This window comes from Pseudomonas sp. NUPR-001, from assembly GCF_052147955.1.
In the GTDB taxonomy this organism is placed as follows: Bacteria; Pseudomonadota; Gammaproteobacteria; order Pseudomonadales; family Pseudomonadaceae; genus Aquipseudomonas.
In genome coordinates this window covers 1,863,705-1,882,721 of the sequence record NZ_CP197353.1, presented here as the reverse complement: position 1 = coordinate 1,882,721, position 19,017 = coordinate 1,863,705, and the positions used below count along the sequence as shown (strand labels likewise).

Below are 19,017 nucleotides of genomic sequence, written 5' to 3'. Positions count from 1 at the left end.
ACGGGCATCGGTGATTGAGCCGTATTCATAGCAACGATAGTGGTTAAAGACTTACACGCTCAAACGCCCGATCAACGCCAGGCAGGTGTAAATAAAAAGACACGAAAAATCGCAAGCAGCGGTGAGCCCGCTACACTGGGAGGAGATCAAGACTTGAACCGGCCTGCCTGGCCCGCCTGCCCGATGCGTATATCGGGCTTTTTATTGCTGCCTCGCGATGCTGTGTGGCTGACAGCCCTCAATCGCGGGGCAAGCCCGCTCCTACACAAAATGTTTGAGGCGGATTGCCCGAGATCAGGCCAGGGTTTTCAATACTGCGGCAATATCCTGCAATACAGCCGGCTCGCCACGCTCCCCCCAATACAGCGCGACCATCTGTGGGCCCGCTTCGACCTTGTAAACACTTTCTGGCAAACGTGCGAGTTGCTCAGCGTGCACAGGATCGGCGCAAGGTTCGCGCCATTGGTTAAGCCAGGTACCCGGCGTGGTTTGCCAGTAACTCCAGGTGTCTGCCCTGCCCTGACGGCGCGGCCGCACGTACTGGGCACAGGGGCTTGGCGGCTCCTTCGGCAACCAGTGTGGCCACTGCTGTGGCGCCAGTTGCATGGTCAAACCCATGCGCCGGGCTTCCATACGCAGCGCCATCCGACCACTCTGATTGCGCGAAGGTCGCAACCAGGCCAGGGGACTGAGAATCAGCGCAAGGATTGACACCACCACCCAGACCGTCATATCTGTTATTCCCATAAAGCGTTTTAAATGAGCTGGTTAGCCGAGGTTCCCAGCGATCAGCCCGAAACCGACCATACTTGAACTATCGCGACTGTCAGGAGAGCCTCTCATGCCCTACGAACACATTCTGGTTGCCGTCGACCTGACCGAAGAATGCGACCCGGTCATCAAACGCGCCATGACACTGGCCGCGCCGACACAGACCAAGGTGTCGCTGGTACACATCGTTGAACCCATGGCCATGGCCTTTGGTGGTGACGTACCGATGGATCTGTCACAGCTGCAACAGCAACAGTTCGACCAGGCCAAAGAGCGCATGGACCGCCTGTTCAACAAGTACCCTGAGATCCACCGTGGCGATTCACACCTGACCTACGGCCAGCCACGCCAGGAGATCCATCAACTGGCCAAGGATCAGAACTGCGACCTGATCGTGGTCGGCAGCCATGGCCGCCACGGTCTGGCACTGCTACTGGGCTCCACCGCTAACGACGTACTGCACGGCGCACCGTGCGATGTGCTGGCCGTACGCCTGCTGAAAACCCCGTAAGCCGAACGACTGTGGGAGCGGGCTTGCCCCGCGAAGCGATGTGGCTGGCACACCGCAATCGCGGGGCAAGCCCGCTCCCACAGGTCCCACCTTAGCTGTCGAGTTCAGCCCAGCGCTCCACCAGCACATCCAGCTCAGCCTGCATCTGCTCCAGGCGCGCCAGCACGGCGGAGGTCTGGTCGATTGGACGCTGGTAGAACGCCGGATCGGAAATCTCTTCCTGCACCGCGGCCATCTGCTGTTCCAGCGCATCGATCTGGCCCGGCAACGCTTCCAGCTCACGCTGCAGTTTGTAGCTGAGCTTTTTCTTCGGTGCCTCGGCGACCGCAGCAGGGGCTGCGACCGGCGCAGGGGCAACGGCTTCAACCACTGCGGTATTGAGTTCCGACTTGCCCGATTTGCTTTCGGTGACACCGAGCAACTTCGGCGAACCGCCCTGACGAATCCAGTCCTGATAACCACCGACGTATTCGCGGACCTTGCCCTCGCCTTCAAAGACCAGGGTGCTGGTTACCACGTTGTCGAGGAAGGCCCGGTCGTGGCTGACCATCAGCACGGTGCCCTTGAACGCCGACAGCACCTCTTCGAGCAGTTCCAGGGTCTCGACGTCGAGGTCGTTGGTAGGTTCGTCGAGTACCAGCAGGTTTGCCGGCTTGCTGAACAGTTTGGCCAGCAGCAAGCGCGCACGCTCCCCTCCCGACAGCGCCTTGACTGGTGTCCGGGCCCGCTGCGGGCTGAACAGGAAGTCGCCCAGGTAGCTGAGGACGTGACGGTTCTGCCCGTCGATTTCGATGAAGTCGCGACCTTCGGAAAGGTTATCGATAACGGTCTTTTCCAGGTCCAGCTGATGGCGCAACTGGTCGAAATAGGCCACTTCCAGACGCGTGCCGGACTCGACCTTACCGCTGGTAGGCTCCAGATCGCCAAGCATCAGTTTGAGCAGGGTGGTCTTGCCAGTACCGTTGGCGCCGAGCAGACCGATGCGGTCTTCACGCTGCAGGACCATGGAAAAATCTTTGACCAGCTGCGGGCCACCGGGGTGGTTGAAGCTGACATTCTCCAGCACCATGACCTGCTTGCCGGATTTTTCAGCAACATCAAGCTGAATGTTCGCCTTGCCCTGACGTTCACGGCGCTCACTACGCTCTACGCGCAAGGCCTTGAGTGCACGAACACGGCCTTCGTTACGGGTGCGGCGGGCCTTGATGCCCTGACGAATCCACACTTCTTCCTGCGCCAGCTTCTTGTCGAACAGCGCGTTAGCGGTTTCTTCGGCCGCCAGCATGGCTTCCTTGTGTACCAGAAAGCTGGCGTAGTCGCCGTTCCAGTCGATCAGGCCGCCACGGTCCAGCTCCAGGATGCGCGTGGCCAGGTTTTGCAGGAACGACCGGTCGTGGGTAATGAACAGCACAGCGCCGCCAAAGCCGCTGAGAGCCTCTTCGAGCCAGGCAATGGCACCGATGTCCAGGTGGTTGGTTGGCTCGTCGAGCAGCAGCAGGTCTGGCTCGGACACCAGGGCCTGGGCCAGCAGCACACGACGGCGCCAGCCACCGGAAAGTTCGGCCAGGGTCTTGTCGGCCGGCAGTTGCAGACGGCTGAGGGTGCTGTCGACCAGTTGCTGCAAACGCCAGCCATCGCGCGCTTCCAGGTCGTGCTGGACGTGCATCAGCTTTTCCAGGTCGGCATCGCTGTGGATGTTCTGGCTCAGGTGGTGGTATTCGGCCAGCAAGGCACCGACACCATCGAGGCCTTCGGCAACCACGTCGAACACCGTGCGCCCATCGGCCACCGGCAGCTCTTGCGGCAGCTCGCCGATTTTCAGCCCGGGTGCACGCCAGACATCGCCGTCGTCGGGCTTCTGGTCACCTTTGACCAGGCGCAGCATGCTCGATTTGCCCGTACCGTTACGGCCGATAATGCATACCCGCTCGCCACGGGCGATCTGCCAGGACACCTTGTCCAACAACGGCATGGCGCCGAACGCAAGGGACACATCGCTTAATTTGAGCAGGGTCATGATCTTCTCCAAAAACCGGGCGCGCATTCTACCCGACTTGGGCCTTCTTCACATTAAGCTGGCACGCTTATGGTTAGATCCGACGACAGGCCGTCCGATTACAACTCGATACAAGCACAATGCTTTCATCCGCCTACGGCAAACGGCTAAGCTTAAGCCTCGTAACCTCAACAGTGCTGGCTTCGCCGTCACTTTTCATGGTCAAACTGCCCGGAAGTCTCATGCGCAGCCGCCTGTTCAATATTATTTCCTGCCTGCTTCTCTCGGCCTCTGCGGCCAACGTTGCGCAGGCCACCGACATCACTGTGCAGCGCCAGTACTACGACGAGGCCAAGCGCGCCCTCGCGAAAGGCGACAAAGGTCCGTACCTGCGCTACGCCCAGGCACTGAGCGACTACCCGCTGACACCCTACCTGGCCTACGACGAGCTGACCGCACGCCTGAAAACCGCCAGTAACGCCGAAATCGAGAAGTTTCTCGCCGCGCACGGCGACTTGCCCCAGGCCAACTGGATGAAGCTGCGCTGGTTGCGCTGGCTGGCCGAACGCGGCGAGTGGGAAACCTTCAGCCGCTACTACGATCCGAAACTGAACTTCACCGAGCTGGACTGCCTCAATGGCCAGCGTCAGTTGATCCAGGGCCAACGCGCCGAAGGCTATGCCTCGGCGGAAAAACTGTGGCTGGTGGGCAAGTCGCAGCCAGCAGCCTGTGATGCCTTGTTCGATCGCTGGGCAGCCGAAGGCCAGCTCACCGAGCAAAAACGCTGGGAGCGCACCAAGCTCGCTGCCCAGGCGCGCAACTATGGACTGGCCACCAGCCTGAGCAAATCCCTGACCACCCTGGCACCACAAGGGCGGCTGCTGGTTGAAGTGGCGCAAAAGCCGCAGTTGCTCAATCAGCCAGGGCGCTTCGTGCCAGTCAATGAGGCGATGTCCGACGTTGTCAGCCTGGGCCTGCGCCGCCTGGCACGCCAGGACCCGGAGCGGGCCATGAGCCTGCTCGACGACTATGCCAACCGCATGCATTTTTCGCGTGACGAAAAGGTCGCGATCGCCCGGGAGATCGGCCTGACCCTCGCGCGCCGCTATGACCCACGCGCGCTTGACCTGATGACCCGTTACGACCCTGAGCTTCGCGACAACACCGTAACCGAATGGCGCCTGCGCCTACTCCTGCGCCTGGGGCGCTGGGAAGATGCCTACGAGCTGACCAAACGCCTGCCGCAGGATCTGGCCAGCAGCAACCGCTGGCGCTACTGGCAAGCCCGCAGCCTCGAGCTGGCCCAGCCAAAGAACCCACAGATTCCACTGCTGTATAAAACCGTTGCCCGCGAGCGTGACTTCTATGGCTTCCTTGCGGCCGACCGGGCGAAAACCCCCTACCAGTTGAACAACAAGCCACTGGTATTGAGCCAGGCGATGATGAACAAGGTGCGCAACACCCCAGGCATCCGCCGCGCCCTGGAATTCCACGCCCGCGGCCAGATCGTCGATGGCCGCCGCGAGTGGTACCACGTCAGCCGTCACTTCAGCCGTGACGAAATGGTGGCCCAGGCGCGCCTGGCCTACGACATGCGCTGGTACTTCCCGGCTATCCGCACCATCAGTCAGGCCCAGTACTGGGACGACCTGGATATCCGCTTCCCGATGGCTCACCGCGACACCCTGGTGCGCGAAGCCAAGGTGCGTGGCCTGCACTCAAGCTGGGTGTTCGCCATTACCCGTCAGGAAAGTGCCTTCATGGAAGATGCCCGCTCCAGCGTGGGCGCCAGTGGCCTGATGCAACTGATGCCAGCCACCGCCAAGGAAACCGCGCGCAAGTTCAGCATCCCGCTGGCCTCCCCGGCCCAGGTGTTCAATCCGGACAAGAACATCCAGCTCGGTGCGGCGTACCTGAGCCAGGTGCACAGCCAGTTCAACGGCAACCGCGTGCTGGCATCGGCAGCCTACAACGCAGGCCCCGGCCGTGTACGGCAATGGCTACGTGGCGCCGATCACTTGAGCTTCGATGTCTGGGTGGAGTCGATTCCGTTTGATGAAACCCGTCAGTACGTGCAGAACGTGCTGTCTTACTCGGTGATCTACGGGCAAAAGCTCAACTCGCCACAGCCGCTGGTCGACTGGCACGAGCGCTACTTTGATGATCAATGATTGACCGTACCTGATCGCGGGCCTGTGGGAGCGGGCTTGCCCCGCGAAGCGATGTGACTGGCACACCGCAATCGCAGGGCAAGCCAGCTCCCACCCGCAATTAGCGATTATTCCAACACCGTCACCGGCATCCCCACCTCAAGCACGCCACCGCCATCGGCCACCAGGTTCTGCCCGAACAGCACATCCCCTTCCTTCTGCCGATAGGTCTTGAGGGTGGTCAGCGGCTCTCGGTCGGCACTGCGCTCACCGGTCTGCGGGTCGATGGTGGTGAGAATGCAGCGCTCACACGGCTTGAGCACACGAAACTCCATGTCACCGATGCGGATTCGCTTCCAGCCATCCTCGGCAAACGGCGCCGCACCTTCGATTACCAGATTGGGCCGGAACCGCAGCATCTCCAGCGGACGCCCGACACGTTGCACCAGGTCATCCAGCGATGCCTGGCCGATCAGCAGCAAAGGAAAGCCGTCGGCGAACGCCACGCGGTCACTGTTCTGACCATAGCCACCAGGCAAGAATCGCGTACGCTGCTCCGGCACATGCACCAGGCGCACCTCCTTGCCGATAAATTCGCTGAGCCACTGCGCCGCAGCCTCACCCGCATCAGGCACACGGAAGGTATCGCGCCAGATGGTCACGCCACGCAGGTCTTGGTCTGGCGGCGGTACGGCAACACGCAACGCAGGGCGCCCGGGCGCCTGCAAGGTCAGCTCGCCATCAGGTCCATGCAATGCGGTCAACTGGCTCATCTGCGGATAGGCGCGCTGGGTCAGGAAACGACCGTTGTCGCGCTCTACCAGCATCCAGCGGCGATCGCCTTCCAACCCCAACAGACCCAACGAAGAAGCCTGCAACGCCTGGCCGCGCGCAGATTTGAGCGGATATCGGTACAACGCACTCAGTTGCATGGGTGACCTTCCCTACGTCGGTTCAAAGCCCTAGCTTATACCGACTCAGACTGTCGCTTCATCCAGCATCAAGCGCTGACGCACGACATCGACCAACTTGTCGGGCTGGAACTTGGACAGGAAGTTGTCACAGCCCACCTTTTTCACCATCGACTCGTTGAAACTGCCGGACAGCGAGGTGTGCAGCACAACGTGCAACGCTCGCAAGCGCGCATCGTTACGAATTTCCGTGGTCAGGCGATAACCGTCCATCTCTGGCATTTCAGCGTCGGTGAAAATCATCAGCAACTTCTCACACATGTCTTCCCCGGCGTCGGCCCAGGCTTTGAGCATGCGCAACGCCTTGAGACCATCGCTGGCGACATGCATTTTTACCCCCAACTGCGACAAGGTATCGCGCAGTTGCGCCAAGGCCACGGTGGAGTCGTCCACCAACAGCACCTCACGGCCACGGGCACGCGCCAGCACCGGGTCGTCAAGCTTGTCACGCGAGACTTTGGCGCTGTACGGCACGATCTCAGCCAGCACCTTCTCAACGTCGATGATTTCCACCAACTGCTCATCGACCTTGCTGATGGCCGTCAGGTAATGCTGGCGCCCAGCACTGCTGGGCGGCGGCATAATGGCCTCCCAGTTCATATTGACAATGCGATCGACCCCGCCGACAAGAAACGCCTGCACCGACCTGTTATATTCGGTAACAATAATGGTGCTACCAGGACCAGGCGTCAGTGGCCGCATACCGATCGCCTGGGACAGGTCGATCACTGGCAAGGTCTGCCCGCGCAAATTGACCACCCCACAGACAAAAGCATGACGCTGCGGCATCAGGGTCAGCTTGGGCATCTGCAGCACTTCTTGAACCTTGAACACGTTGATCGCGAACAACTGCCGGCCAGCCAGGCGGAACATCAGGATTTCCAGGCGGTTCTCACCCACCAGCTGCGTTCTTTGGTCTACCGTGTCGAGAATGCCAGCCATCTAAAGAACCCCCAGGCTTGTTCCAAGAAATGAATCCAATGGCCTTGTATCGGCCAGATCAGGCGCAGCTTGACCCCTGAAGAAAATGCTCAAGCAGTCATTGATGTCATTTTAACATCATGGTTAACTGCACCTAGTCCCCTTCTGTCGCTTTTGCCCGCAAAGCGTCGCAAACCGCCCATCCCATCAGGGAAACCCTTAGCAGCAATCGGGCGAGACCTGATGTTCGCGATATCCATTAGCCATTAATGTGACGCCATTCTCATTGCATGAACGGAGTCAGGCTTTTGTCAGTCATCGCCTCATTATGGCCAGCACCTGCTCCAGCCCTTTGCGCTGGAGCCAAATGATGGCTAACGAATCACTGAACAGCAGCCTGGTCCAGGACTTTCTGGTGGATGCCCAGGTCTTGCTGACCCAGGCCGAAGAGTGCCTGCAGCACCTGGAACTGATCGACAATGATCCAGATGCCTGCCATTGCCTCAATGACACCCTGGCAACCCTGGTGACTCGCGCCGAGACTTTGGGGCTCGTTGAGGTAGCCAATTACAGCAACCAATTGCAACGCTTGCTGGACACCGCCCAGCAGCCGTCACACTTGCCTGGCAGCGCGCTGCCTGCACTCGAAGAGTGCCTGACGCTATTGGCCTGGCAGTTGGAACTGGTGGATCCCAGCACCGGTCGCCTGGGGCTGGATACAGATGAACAGGCCGCACTGCTGGATAAGCTGGCAGCAGCCCTGAACCCGGCGTCACCCTGCGCCTCTTGCAGCACGAGCATGATGCTCTGCGAACACCCACAGCACACGCCGCACAAAGCAACTGGACGCTTTGACGCAGGCAACTAAAGGGTAATAGACAAAGAGCCAGCCCACGGCAATCAGAGCACTCTACGCTCTGCACTAACAGCCAACTTCCCTCACTCGCCAATCATGTCTGCAGTCGTTTGCACAACTGCAGATTTAATTCAATTTGTGGAAGCTTTACCGTTAATACAGCGATGGCAAAGTGCTACATTTTTACGCACAACGCTTTCGGTATTGGCCTGTAAAACCCGGCATTTCAGACAGTTATAAGAGTTCGCCCCGCCCGCGATCTGAAGTGATACCATGCGCGCAATTAACGGGGAATCGAACCTCGACCGGTCATACCGCCAAGGACTTTTTCTCTTGATGCAAGTATTCGTCAGCCGTCTACCCTCACATTTAAATAAGAGTGAAGGTAATACAGCAACGCCTCTAGTTTGACCTTTTCAAGGCTTTCTTCAGCGATATTTCAGTGGCTTCATTTCTTATGCTCTCAGGCCTTATCAGATTCAAGCTTTGGCGCCCCGGAGCCGCTCTATTACGCGGGCTGACCGCAATCCTGTGCCTGGCCTCGATCATCGCCAACCTGGTGCTTTACCTCTACGCGCTACCAATGCCAGGCGCGGTACTGATACTGCATGTCGTGGCGATGCTGAGCATCGCCTGGCACTTGTGCCGCTGGGCGCGCTCGATTGCCATGCGCCCGGCAGAACTTGCCGATCGCCTGCTCAAGGTTCAGGAAAATGAGCGCCAACGTTTGAGCCGCGAGTTGCACGACGATATTGGTCAATTGCTGACGGCAGCCAAGCTCCAGGCCGACTGGCTGCAACGCCGCGTGCCGCAAGAGCTGCAGGAACACTGCAGCACCCTGCGCAGCACCCTGGACGATACCCTGACCAGCGTTCGCGATGTCTCCGCCATTCTCAACCCGCGCCAACTGGCGAGCCTGGGCCTGGAAGCCAGTTTGCGCGCCCACCTGCTGCGTACCTTGGAAAACACCAACGTGCACTGGAGCCTCGAGTGCCGCCAGCGCTTGGGCGGGATTTCAGAAGAAATGGCCATCGCCGCGTTCCGTATCACCCAAGAGGCGGTCACCAACATGCTTCGCCATGCCGACGCCCACAATCTGGTCGTGGCGATAGAGCGCCAACCGGCAGGCCTGGCCCTGTCCATCAGTGATGACGGCAAAGGCTTCCTGCCGGCCAGCAACCCGGCGGATCAAGGACAACGCGGCATGGCCGGCATGCTTGAACGCGTCACACTGCTTGATGGCACGCTGTCAGTCAGCAGCCAACCCGGCAAGGGCACGCGAATCAGTGCGCTGTTCCCTTGGCCACCACGCACCCTTGAACGCGCTCACACAAGTAACGCCCATGACCTGTAAATTGCTGCTGGTAGATGACCACTCACTGATTCGCGCCGGCGTTCGCGCCCTGGTTTCAGATATTCCCGGTTATACCGTGGTGGGCGAAGGCAATGACGGCAGCCAGTTAGCTGAACTGGTGCAGCAGTTGGACCCAGACATTGTCCTGCTGGATATTTCGATGCGCTCGACCAGCGGACTTGAGGCACTGACCGGGCTGCGCGCCAGTGGCTGCCGCAGCAAAGTGCTGATCTTGTCGATGCACACCGACCCCGAGCTGATCATGCAGGCTCTGGAAAGCGGCGCCCACGGCTACCTGCTCAAGGACACCACCGCCACCGAACTGGAACAGGCGCTGGCAGCGTTGTGTGGCGATGAGCGCTACCTGAGCCCGGCCATTGCCCACACGGTGATCAACCAGGCCCTGGTGCGGACTCAAAGCGTCAAACCAGCGCCAGCGCAAACCCACAACTTGACGGCCCGCCAGCTGGAAATCCTGCGCTTGATCGTACGTGGCAAATCCACCCGCGAGATTGCCCACGGGCTCGGCTTAAGTATTAAGACCGTCGAAACCCATCGCTCGCAGATCATGAAGCGCCTGCAGATCTTCGACGTTGCCGGCCTTGTGCTGTTTGCCGTGCGCGAGCAAATCATCAGCCTTGACGACTGAGCAGCGGTGAATCCGACGGCAAATGCACGTTCAAAGCTGAAGGCAACACTTCAAAACGCAAGCTGTCGCCTTGCAGCGGCTCACCATCGAGGTTGATGTCCAGTCCTTGCGAACTCTTGATTTCGACCCAGGGCAGGCGCGCCCGTACGAACAGGTTTTCTAGACCCAGACCATCGCTGAGCAGGCTACGTAAAGTGCCTACAACTTCCTGCGGCGCTGGCAGGATGCTGACTTCCAGCAACCCGTCATCAACCTGCGCCTGCGGACACAACACATGCCCACCTCCCGCCTGCCGACCGTTGCCGATCCCCAGCGCCAGCAAGTCGCCTTGCCAATGAAAATCCGGACCGTGCAGGTCAACAGAGGCGGCGCTCAGTTCGCTGAAGCGCGACAGCCCCGTGAACAGGTAGGCCGCCGCGCCCAGCACTTTTTTCAGGTCTTCGGAGGTATTGGCAGTCACTTGGCTGCCAAACCCGCCGGTGGCCATATTGAGAAACACCTGATCCCCTACCCGTCCCAGATCAATGGCCCGGGCCGGACTCTGCAGCAGCGCCAGCGCTTGCTCAGGCTCCAGCGGCACGCCAGCGGCGCGGGCAAAATCATTGGCCGTACCTAACGGCAGGAGCACCAGACTTGCCTCAGTACCCGCCTGCGCCATGGCTTCTGCAACATCACGCAGCGTGCCATCGCCGCCACCGGCCACCACATGCGTGTACCCAGCCGCCAACGCCTCGGTTACCAGGCGCGCCGCATCGCCAGCCTCCCAGGTCAGGCGTACGTCCAGTTGCCAGCCACGCTCGCGTTGAGCACCGACGGCCGCGCGCACTTGTTCGTTCATGGCCTGCTTGCCATGCAGGATCACCAGGGCTTTCTGCTGCGTCATGTCGTCTCCCCCACACACTGATCAACGAGCATCTGGACCACTGCAGGCGGGTGTTTGCTCCCTGCCCGATGGCTGGCTGAAAAAGAAAAATGCCGACTATTCACACAAATATCATTGAAAGAGCGCCCGCCCGGGTGCATCATTCGACAAATATTTGGCCTTCAAGGAGGATGCCGATGGTAAAAGTCATTTTATTGACTCATTACGCAAACGCCTGCCAGGTTTCGATTTCCCTTTACTGCACTGTAGTCTCAGTGCCCTGACTCAAGGCTGTGAAATGAGCGTTCTGATCCCCTGCATCATCGCCGGCGGTGCCGGCACTCGCCTTTGGCCGGTTTCTCGCGAAACCATGCCTAAACCCTTCATGCGCCTGCCCGATGGCCAGAGCCTGCTGCAGAAGACCTTCTCACGCGCTAGCACACTGCCCGGGGTCGAGCGCGTGGTCACGGTGACCAACCGTGAAGTGTACTTCCGCACGCAAGATGAATATCGCCAGGTGAACAGTGCCAATCTGGCGCTGGACTTCATCCTCGAGCCCTTCGGGCGCAACACCGCTCCGGCGATTGCCGCTGCGGCCCTGCACTGTGCCAGCCTGTACGGTGACAATGCTCAGTTGCTGGTGTTGCCTGCCGACCACCTGATCAGCGATTTGCCAGCCTTTGAGCGTGCAGTCGAGCAAGCCCGCAACCTGGCAGATGAAGGCTGGCTGACCACCTTCGGCCTCGTACCCAGCCACGCCGAAACCGGTTTTGGCTACATCGAAAAGGGCGACGCACTGAACGCCCAGGGCTACAAAGTGCAGTGTTTCGTCGAAAAGCCCGACGCCATCACCGCCCAACGCTACCTGGACGGCGGCCAACACCTGTGGAATGCCGGCATGTTCTGCATGCGCGTGGACGCCATTCTGGCTGAACTGGACCGCCACGTTCCTGATTTGCTCGCCAGCGTCCAGCATTGTCTGCAACAAAGCGCGCGCAAACAGGGCGAATGCGAATTGCAACTGGAACTCGACCCACAGACCTTCGACCGGGTGCCCGACATTTCCATCGATTACGCCGTCATGGAAACCTCCAGCCAGGTCGCCGTGCTGCCCGCCGACCTGGGCTGGAGCGACATCGGTTGCTGGGAAGCGGTCCGCGGCTTGAAAGAAGCCGACCACAACGGCAACCACTGCAATGGTGAGACGGTGTTGCACGACGTGTCCAACTGCTACATCGACTCGCCACGCCGCCTGGTCGGTGCCGTGGGCCTGGACAACCTGATCATCATCGACACCCCTGATGCCTTGCTGATCGCCGATGCCGCGCGCAGCCAGGAGGTCAAGGTGATTGCCCAACAACTCAAGCACCAGGGCCACGACGCCTATCGCCTGCACCGTACCGTGAATCGCCCGTGGGGCATGTACACCGTGCTGGAGGAAGGCCCGCGCTTCAAAATCAAGCGCATCGTGGTACGCCCGCAGGCCTCGTTGTCATTGCAGATGCATCATCACCGCAGCGAACACTGGATCGTGGTCAGCGGCATGGCCTGTGTGACCAACGGCGAAGACGAGTTTTTGCTCGACACCAACGAATCGACCTTTATCAAACCGGGGCGAGTACACCGCCTGACCAACCCCGGGGTGATCGACCTGGTCATGATCGAAGTACAAAGTGGCGAATATATGGGCGAGGACGACATCGTGCGCTTTACTGATATCTATGGACGCGCCCCGGAGCCAGCGAGCAACTGACATCCTGGCGCGTCCATTCATATCGGCATGCCGTTACCCGCCTGGTATATAGAGGAAAGGGGTCATGCGCGTACTCTGGACACTGCCTTACCTGCCCTGGCCAACCACCAGCGGCGGCAAAACCCGGCAATACCACCTGCTGCGCAATCTGGCGCAGCGGGGTCATCGCATCACCTTGCTGGTGCAATCGAAAGTTCCGCCCAGCGAGGCGGCACGTCAGGCGCTCGAGCCCCTGCTCGAACGCCTGATCGTGCTGCCCAGGCGCCCCCTGCACAGCCCCTTGAACCTGCTCGCCGCGGTATACGCCGGCTACCCGATGCGCGCCAGCGTGAACGGCCTGGCACCGCATTTGCGCCATTGCTTCGAGCAACTGCTGGAAGAACACTGGGATGTCATCCAGATCGAGCACAGCTATAGCTTTCAGCCGTTCGAGAAGGCCTTGCAGGCCCGGCGCCTGCCGTTTCTACTCAGTGAACACACCATCGAATCGGTGTCTGGCGCCGCCTGCCATGATCGCCTGCCGCTGTGGCTGCGGCCGTTCAATGCGTTTGACCGCTGGCGCTACCGGCGCTGGGAAAACCGCGTGCTGAGCCAGGCCGAGGAGGTAGTGGCGGTCAGCCCCAGAGATGTCGAGCACATCAGCCGCCTGACTGGCTACCCCGCCTCACTGGTGGTCAATGGCGTGGACTGCGCGCACTACCAGGATATCCACCCGTCACCGCGCAGCCAGCGCCTGTTGTTCGTCGGCAATTTCGAGTACAGCGCCAGCCTCGAAGCCATTGAATGGGCCCTGGAAGACATTCTTCCGCAAGTCTGGCAGAGCAACCCGGCGGTGCGCCTGGCGGTGGTCGGGCATGCCTTGCCACAAAGCTGGAAATCACGCTGGAGCGACCCGCGTATCGAATGGGTCGGCTACCTGCCGGACTTGCGCGAGCTGCAGCGCCATTCGGCAATTTTTTTCGCGCCGCTGCGCTATGGTGGCGGCTCGAAAATCAAAATCCTCGAGGCAATGGCTGCCGGGCTGCCGGTGGTGACCACGCTCAAAGGCGCGTCCGGGCTGCAACTAACCCATGGCGAACACTACCTGGGCAGCGATGACGCTGATCAACTGGCGCTGATGATCACTCAGTTACTCAACCAGCCTTGGCGCATGTGCCAGTTATCGGAGAATGCACGCCAGTTCGTCAACGACCGCCACGACTGGAGCATTGCCACCGCCCAGCTGGAAAGCGTGCATGCGCGCCTGAGCCAACGCGCGCCCCTGCTGGGCCAATTCAACGACAACAACTTGCTCGGCCGCTCAGCCGAGTAATTCACTCAAGGGAATGAACTGGACCGTGTCACCCCTGGCGGGTGTCGTGCCTTCGCGCACCTCCACCAAGCCCTCGGCCCAGGCAGCACTGCGCAACACACCCGAACTCTGGTTCTTGTAGATCAGCGCACTGCCCTGCTCCAGACGTGCTCGCAGGTACTCGCGGCGATTGCCGGCTTTGGGCCAGTCAAAACCGGCAGGCACCGGGAACTGCAGCGGCGTCACCTCTTGCACACCTTGACGGCGCAGCAAGTAAGGACGGGTCAGCAAACCGAAGGTCACCAACGTCGACGCCGGGTTACCCGGCAGGCCAATCACCGGTACACCTTTAAAGTGGCCGAACGTCAGCGGCTTGCCAGGCTTGATTGCCAGCTTCCACAGCGCCAGCTCACCCTCTTCGCGCAGGGCAAGACCTAAATAATCAGCCTCCCCTACCGATACACCGCCGGTTGAGAGAATCAGGTCGACCTGCCCCAGCGCTGCCAGGCATTCACGGGTCTTGAGCAGGTCATCGGCGAGAATCCCGCCATCAATCACCTCGCAGCCCAGGCGCTGCAACCAACTGATCAACAACCGTCGGTTGCTGTTGTAGATCTGCCCTGGCCCCAAGGGCAAGCCTGGCTCCACCAGTTCATCACCGGTCGACAGCACCGCCACCTTGACCTTGCGCACCACCGTGAGCACGGCACAGCCGAGCGTCGCCGCCAGCCCCAGCTCGATCGGCCCCAGACGTGTTCCGGCCGCCAGCACCGACTCACCCGCGCGGGTTTCCTGACCTTGTGGACGAATGTTCTGACCGACGTGCATCGGCTCGCTGAAACGCACGCGCTGATCGTCCTGCACCTCGGCGTTTTCCTGCATTTCGACGCAGTCGGCGCCGGGCGGCAACGGTGCACCGGTAAAGATGCGCGCACAGGTGCCTGGCTGCAGCGGCTCGGGGGCGTGACCGGCGAAGATACGCTGACTGACCGGCAAGGCATCACCCTGCCAGTCCGCCAGGCACAAGGCGTAGCCGTCCATTGCGCTGTTTGGCCAAGGCGGCAGGTCGAGGCTGGCCACCAATGCTTCGGCCAGCACGCGCCCCTCGGCCTGAGCCAGATCAACCTGCTCGGTTTCCACGATGGGCGTGGACTCAGCCAACGCCAGCAAACGTGCCAGTGCGTCTTCAACGGGCATCAACGGCGCGTTCACCGGCTCAACCACGGCTAGCGCAGGGTTCAGCCTGCTTGAGGTGGGTGACGAAGTTGCACGGACGATGACGGGCATCGAGCTGCTCGGCAAGGATTGCGTCCCAACCAGTGCGCACAGCGTTGGTAGAGCCGGGCAGGCAGCAGACCAGGGTGCCATTGGCCAGCCCGGCCAAGGCGCGCGATTGCACCGTGGAGGTACCGATATCAGCCAGGGAAATATGACGGAACAGCTCGCCAAAGCCATCGACTTGTTTGTCCAGCAGGCACGCAACCGCTTCAGGCGTGCTGTCACGACCGGTAAATCCGGTACCGCCAGTGATCAACACCACCTGCACCTGTTCATCGGCAATCCAGGTGGCAACCTGGGCGCGAATTTTGTACAGATCGTCCTTGAGCAACACCCGCGCCGCCAGGCCGTGGCCGGCTTCGGTCAGACGATCGACAAACACCTGCCCAGAGGTGTCGGTTTCCAGGGTGCGGGTATCGCTGACGGTCAACACCGCAATGTTCAACGGCACGAAAGGTACATCTGCCTTGGCTTTCATGGGACCTTGATCCTTTGGAGAGTATGGGCGGTGTTATATCACAGCCCTTCGAACTCCTGCTCAAGGCAACGTGCGCGGCGGGCAATCGTGCCCGCACTGGCTATGCTGCTAATGACAAGGAACTTGCGCCGTCGCCATGCGTCTCAAGCACATTACGCCCATCCTTTACTGGAGAAATAAAATGATTCAACGGACTCTTCCTGCATTCTTGCTCGCCCTGGGCCTGGGTACATTGGCCGGCTGCGCCTCGCCAACCGTCATCACCCTCAACGACGGCCGAGAAATCCAGGCAGTCGACACGCCGGAATATGACGATGAGACCGGTTTCTACGAGTTCGAACAGCTCGATGGCAAACACACCCGCATCAACAAAGATCAAGTGCGTACGGTCAAGGATCTCTGATCGCGGCGACAGCCCGACGGGGCTTGTCGAGGGGAACGATTTGAGTAATATTTTCTCCATCGGAGTGTAGCGCAGCCAGGTAGCGCGTCTCGTTCGGGACGAGAAGGCCGCAGGTTCGAATCCTGTCTCTCCGACCAGTTACTCAGTAAAAAGCCCGCTTCGGCGGGCTTTTTTATGGCTCACAGGACTCCCCCGGTAGGAGCGGGCTTGCCCCGCGATTGCGGGTTTTCAGACACATCGCATCGCGGGGCAAGCCCGCTCCCACACCGGATGATCAAGACAGTGAGTTCGAGTTGCCAGCATTGCGCAACAGCGGCGCGGCCAGCAGAATGCGCGCCTTTTGAATCTAGAGGTTGAAACAAAATGCGTAAGTCGCTTGCCATCCTGACTCTCGGCCTGCTGTGCACACAAGGTGCCATGGCCGGCGACGGCCAGACTGCCTTGGGCGGTGGCCTGGGTGGTGCATTGGGGAACGTAGTCGGAAAACAACTGGGCGGCAGCACCGGTGCGGCAATCGGTGCCGGCGTTGGCGGTGCAGCGGGCAGCGCCATGGCTGCTAAGAATGGCAACAAGACCAAGGCCGCCATTGGCGGTGGTCTGGGCTCGGCAGGTGGTTCGCTGATTGGCGGCAAACTGGGCGGCAGCACCGGTTCGACCATTGGCGCCGGCCTGGGTGGCGCGGCGGGTGGTGCGTTGGGCAATAACCTGGCGGACGATCACCGCAAAAAGCGTCATTGATACCCAAATAATCGCGAGGCAAGCCCCTCTCCCGTGGGAGCGGGCTTGCCCCGCGATATTTCACCGCTTCAAACGTTACAGCGCAGGCTCAGCCTGTTGTACCGCTGCCGCGCCTTCCGGCAACACCGGCACATACAGCAAGCCCAGACGCGAGCTGCTCCACTCACGGGTCTTGTTGGTCAGCTCAAGGTTATTGTTGAGCTTCTGGCCATAGGTCGGAACGATTTCCTTCAGCTTGGCCTGCCACTCAGGGGTCTTGATACGATCCTTGAAGCTCTTCTCCAGCACGCTGAGCATGATCGGCGCAGCGGTCGATGCACCTGGCGAAGCACCCAGCAGCGCGGCGATGGTGCCATCCTGGGCAGCAACCACTTCAGTACCGAACTGCAGCACACCACCGTGCACCGGATCCTTCTTGATCACCTGTACACGCTGACCGGCCTGCAACAGTTTCCAGTCTTCGTTCTTGGCGTTCGGGTAGTACTCGCGCAGGGCTGCCATACGGTCGTCGAAGCTCAGCATCAACTGCCCCATCAGGTAGGTGCTGAGGTCGATGTTGTCGATACCGGCATGGGTCATCGGCATGATGTTGTGAGTGGTCAGCGCAGCGAACATGTCCAGCAGCGAGCCGTTCTTCAGGAACTTGGTCGAGAAGGTGGCGAATGGGCCGAACAGCAGCACTTCCTTGCCGTCGATCACACGGGTGTCCAGGTGCGGAACCGACATAGGCGGCGCGCCGACCGATGCCTTGCCGTACAGCTTGGCCTTGTGACGGGCAACGATGTCCTGGTTGTCGGTCATCAGGAACTGGCCACCGACCGGGAAGCCGGCATAGCCGTCAGCCTCAGGAATACCAGACTTCTGCAGCAGCTTCAGGGCGCCACCACCGGCACCGATGAAGACGAACTTGGCTTTCACGCTGCGTTCGACACCCTTGTTGGCCAGGTCTGCAACGACCACGGTCCAGGTGTTGTCGGCGTTGCGCACGATGTCGCGCACTTCGTGCTGTACGTGCAGCTTGACGTTGTCGTGCTTGGTCAGCGAGCCGATCAGCTGGCGGGTGATTTCGCCGAAGTTGACGTCGGTGCCGATGTCCATGCGGGTTGCCGCGATCTTCTGGTCGGCAGCGCGGCCTTCCATCACGATCGGTACCCACTTCTGGATCTGTGCGTGGTCTTCGGAGTACTCCATGCCACGGAACAGCGAGCTGTGCTGCAGGGCCTCATGACGCTTTTTGAGGAACTCGACGTTCTTGTCGCCCCAGACCAGGCTCATGTGCGGCACGTTGTTGATGAACGACTTAGGGTTGCTCAGCACGTTCTGCTCGACCTGATAGGCCCAGAACTGCTTGGAGATCTCGAACTGTTCGTTGACCCCAACCGCTTTGCTGATGTCGATCTTGCCGTCGGCGCCTTCGCTGGTGTAGTTCAGTTCGCAGAACGCGGAGTGACCGGTACCGGCGTTGTTCCAGGCGTTGGAGCTTTCTTCGGCAACCTTGTCCAGACGCTCGTAGATGTCGATCGACCAGGTTGGCTCCAGCTCATTGAGGTAAGTACCGAGACTTGCACTCATGATGCCGCCACCGATCAGCAGTACATCGACGCTTTTCTCGGGCTCGTTGGGCTTCGAGCAACCGATGACACTCAGGCATAGGAGTGCCAGCAGGATTTTTTTCATAGTTCAATCCAATTGAGGTGAAGTAATTGGCAAAGACCGTTCATCCCGTTGTGCACGCCCTGTTTCTTGTTGTTGCTCGCGCATACCAAAGCTTAGCGGTGCTCGACGCTCAGGCAAGCGCACTGGACGCGTGGGCAATGGTTGGCGGCTGGGGTTGTTCGATGGATCGGGAACGGTCGTCACCCTGACGATAGCGACTGAAGCTTGCCGTCGGGTGCTTGCATGGCCTGGGCCTGACCGCCTTTAAGCACAAATCAGGCCAACTTTTACAAGACCAACGGCTAATAGCTAGGACGTGTCGTCGCACCCCATCTTTAGCGGTTTTTCTGGCGAGATTCCGCCACAGCAGCCGCTAATC

General features: G+C 60.2%; 17 protein-coding genes and 1 tRNA gene. 10 read left to right on the top strand and 8 right to left on the bottom strand.

Features of this window, described 5'->3' with window-relative positions; translation table 11 throughout:
• Positions 1-294: 294 nt before the first annotated feature.
• Entirely contained in the window at positions 295-732 is a 438-nt protein-coding gene (locus ACP6KB_RS08710) for a hypothetical protein (RefSeq protein WP_442113338.1), read from the bottom strand.
• Positions 733-841: 109 nt separating this feature from the next.
• Here ACP6KB_RS08710 and ACP6KB_RS08705 point away from each other — a divergent pair, with 109 nt between their 5' ends.
• Positions 842-1,282: a universal stress protein gene (locus ACP6KB_RS08705; protein ID WP_442113337.1), complete on the top strand. Its 441-nt coding sequence runs from the start codon at positions 842-844 to the stop codon at positions 1,280-1,282.
• 91 nt (positions 1,283-1,373) lie between these two features.
• Here the strand turns inward: ACP6KB_RS08705 and ACP6KB_RS08700 are convergent, their stop codons facing one another.
• Positions 1,374-3,299 (bottom strand): ATP-binding cassette domain-containing protein, encoded by a 1,926-nt coding sequence (locus ACP6KB_RS08700; protein ID WP_442113336.1) that lies wholly within the window; start codon positions 3,297-3,299, stop codon positions 1,374-1,376.
• 221 nt (positions 3,300-3,520) lie between these two features.
• Between ACP6KB_RS08700 and ACP6KB_RS08695 the strand changes: the two genes are divergently transcribed.
• Positions 3,521-5,449 carry a transglycosylase SLT domain-containing protein gene (locus tag ACP6KB_RS08695; protein WP_442113335.1) on the top strand — a complete coding sequence of 643 codons (1,929 nt, stop codon included), beginning with the start codon at positions 3,521-3,523 and terminating at the stop codon, positions 5,447-5,449.
• A 107-nt stretch (positions 5,450-5,556) separates the two neighbouring features.
• Here ACP6KB_RS08695 and ACP6KB_RS08690 read toward each other — a convergent pair whose 3' ends face one another.
• Together ACP6KB_RS08690 and ACP6KB_RS08685 are read right to left on the bottom strand one after the other, a co-directional pair.
• Complete coding sequence (locus ACP6KB_RS08690) at positions 5,557-6,360, bottom strand: MOSC domain-containing protein (protein ID WP_442113334.1); 804 nt, start codon at positions 6,358-6,360, stop codon at positions 5,557-5,559.
• Between the two features lie 45 nt (positions 6,361-6,405).
• On the bottom strand, positions 6,406-7,341 hold the full coding sequence (locus ACP6KB_RS08685; RefSeq protein WP_442113333.1) for a chemotaxis protein CheV: 936 nt from the start codon (positions 7,339-7,341) through the stop codon (positions 6,406-6,408).
• A 349-nt stretch (positions 7,342-7,690) separates the two neighbouring features.
• Here ACP6KB_RS08685 and ACP6KB_RS08680 point away from each other — a divergent pair, with 349 nt between their 5' ends.
• From ACP6KB_RS08680 to ACP6KB_RS08670, 3 genes are all read left to right on the top strand, one after another.
• Positions 7,691-8,188, top strand: coding sequence for a histidine kinase (locus ACP6KB_RS08680; RefSeq protein ID WP_442113332.1), 498 nt, complete (start codon positions 7,691-7,693; stop codon positions 8,186-8,188).
• A 445-nt stretch (positions 8,189-8,633) separates the two neighbouring features.
• A complete protein-coding gene (locus tag ACP6KB_RS08675; RefSeq protein ID WP_442113331.1) occupies positions 8,634-9,530 on the top strand; it encodes a sensor histidine kinase in 897 nt (298 codons plus the stop codon).
• Entirely contained in the window at positions 9,520-10,179 is a 660-nt protein-coding gene (locus ACP6KB_RS08670; RefSeq protein WP_442113330.1) for a response regulator, read from the top strand. The genes ACP6KB_RS08675 and ACP6KB_RS08670 overlap by 11 nt, the downstream gene beginning before the upstream one ends.
• Here the strand turns inward: ACP6KB_RS08670 and yegS are convergent.
• Complete coding sequence (gene yegS, locus ACP6KB_RS08665; RefSeq protein ID WP_442113329.1) at positions 10,163-11,062, bottom strand: lipid kinase YegS; 900 nt, start codon at positions 11,060-11,062, stop codon at positions 10,163-10,165. The two genes, ACP6KB_RS08670 and yegS, sit on opposite strands and share 17 nt — an antisense overlap.
• 277 nt (positions 11,063-11,339) lie before the next feature.
• Between yegS and ACP6KB_RS08660 the strand changes: the two genes are divergently transcribed.
• Both ACP6KB_RS08660 and ACP6KB_RS08655 read left to right on the top strand, forming a co-directional pair.
• A complete protein-coding gene (locus tag ACP6KB_RS08660) occupies positions 11,340-12,794 on the top strand; it encodes a mannose-1-phosphate guanylyltransferase/mannose-6-phosphate isomerase (RefSeq protein WP_442113328.1) in 1,455 nt (484 codons plus the stop codon).
• 64 nt (positions 12,795-12,858) lie between these two features.
• Positions 12,859-14,106, top strand: a complete 1,248-nt coding sequence (locus tag ACP6KB_RS08655; RefSeq protein WP_442113327.1) for a glycosyltransferase family 4 protein — start codon at positions 12,859-12,861, stop codon at positions 14,104-14,106.
• Here ACP6KB_RS08655 and ACP6KB_RS08650 read toward each other — a convergent pair.
• Together ACP6KB_RS08650 and moaB are read right to left on the bottom strand one after the other, a co-directional pair.
• A complete protein-coding gene (locus tag ACP6KB_RS08650; protein ID WP_442113326.1) occupies positions 14,095-15,282 on the bottom strand; it encodes a molybdopterin molybdotransferase MoeA in 1,188 nt (395 codons plus the stop codon). The genes ACP6KB_RS08655 and ACP6KB_RS08650 overlap by 12 nt on opposite strands.
• Before the next feature lie 19 nt (positions 15,283-15,301).
• Complete coding sequence (gene moaB / locus ACP6KB_RS08645) at positions 15,302-15,841, bottom strand: molybdenum cofactor biosynthesis protein B (RefSeq protein ID WP_442113325.1); 540 nt, start codon at positions 15,839-15,841, stop codon at positions 15,302-15,304.
• Positions 15,842-16,022: 181 nt separating this feature from the next.
• On the opposite strand from moaB, the gene ACP6KB_RS08640 reads away from it, so the two are divergent.
• The 3 genes from ACP6KB_RS08640 (at position 16,023) to ACP6KB_RS08630 (ending at position 16,982) form a co-directional block, all read left to right on the top strand.
• A complete protein-coding gene (locus ACP6KB_RS08640) occupies positions 16,023-16,244 on the top strand; it encodes a YgdI/YgdR family lipoprotein (protein WP_442113324.1) in 222 nt (73 codons plus the stop codon).
• Between the two features lie 60 nt (positions 16,245-16,304).
• Positions 16,305-16,381: transfer RNA gene (locus ACP6KB_RS08635), tRNA-Pro, on the top strand.
• A gap of 226 nt (positions 16,382-16,607) precedes the next feature.
• Positions 16,608-16,982 carry a glycine zipper domain-containing protein gene (locus tag ACP6KB_RS08630; RefSeq protein ID WP_442113323.1) on the top strand — a complete coding sequence of 125 codons (375 nt, stop codon included), beginning with the start codon at positions 16,608-16,610 and terminating at the stop codon, positions 16,980-16,982.
• Positions 16,983-17,057: 75 nt separating this feature from the next.
• On the opposite strand, the gene mqo is transcribed toward ACP6KB_RS08630, so the two are convergent.
• Positions 17,058-18,659, bottom strand: a complete 1,602-nt coding sequence (gene mqo / locus ACP6KB_RS08625; RefSeq protein ID WP_442113322.1) for a malate dehydrogenase (quinone) — start codon at positions 18,657-18,659, stop codon at positions 17,058-17,060.
• Positions 18,660-19,017 lie beyond the last annotated feature (358 nt).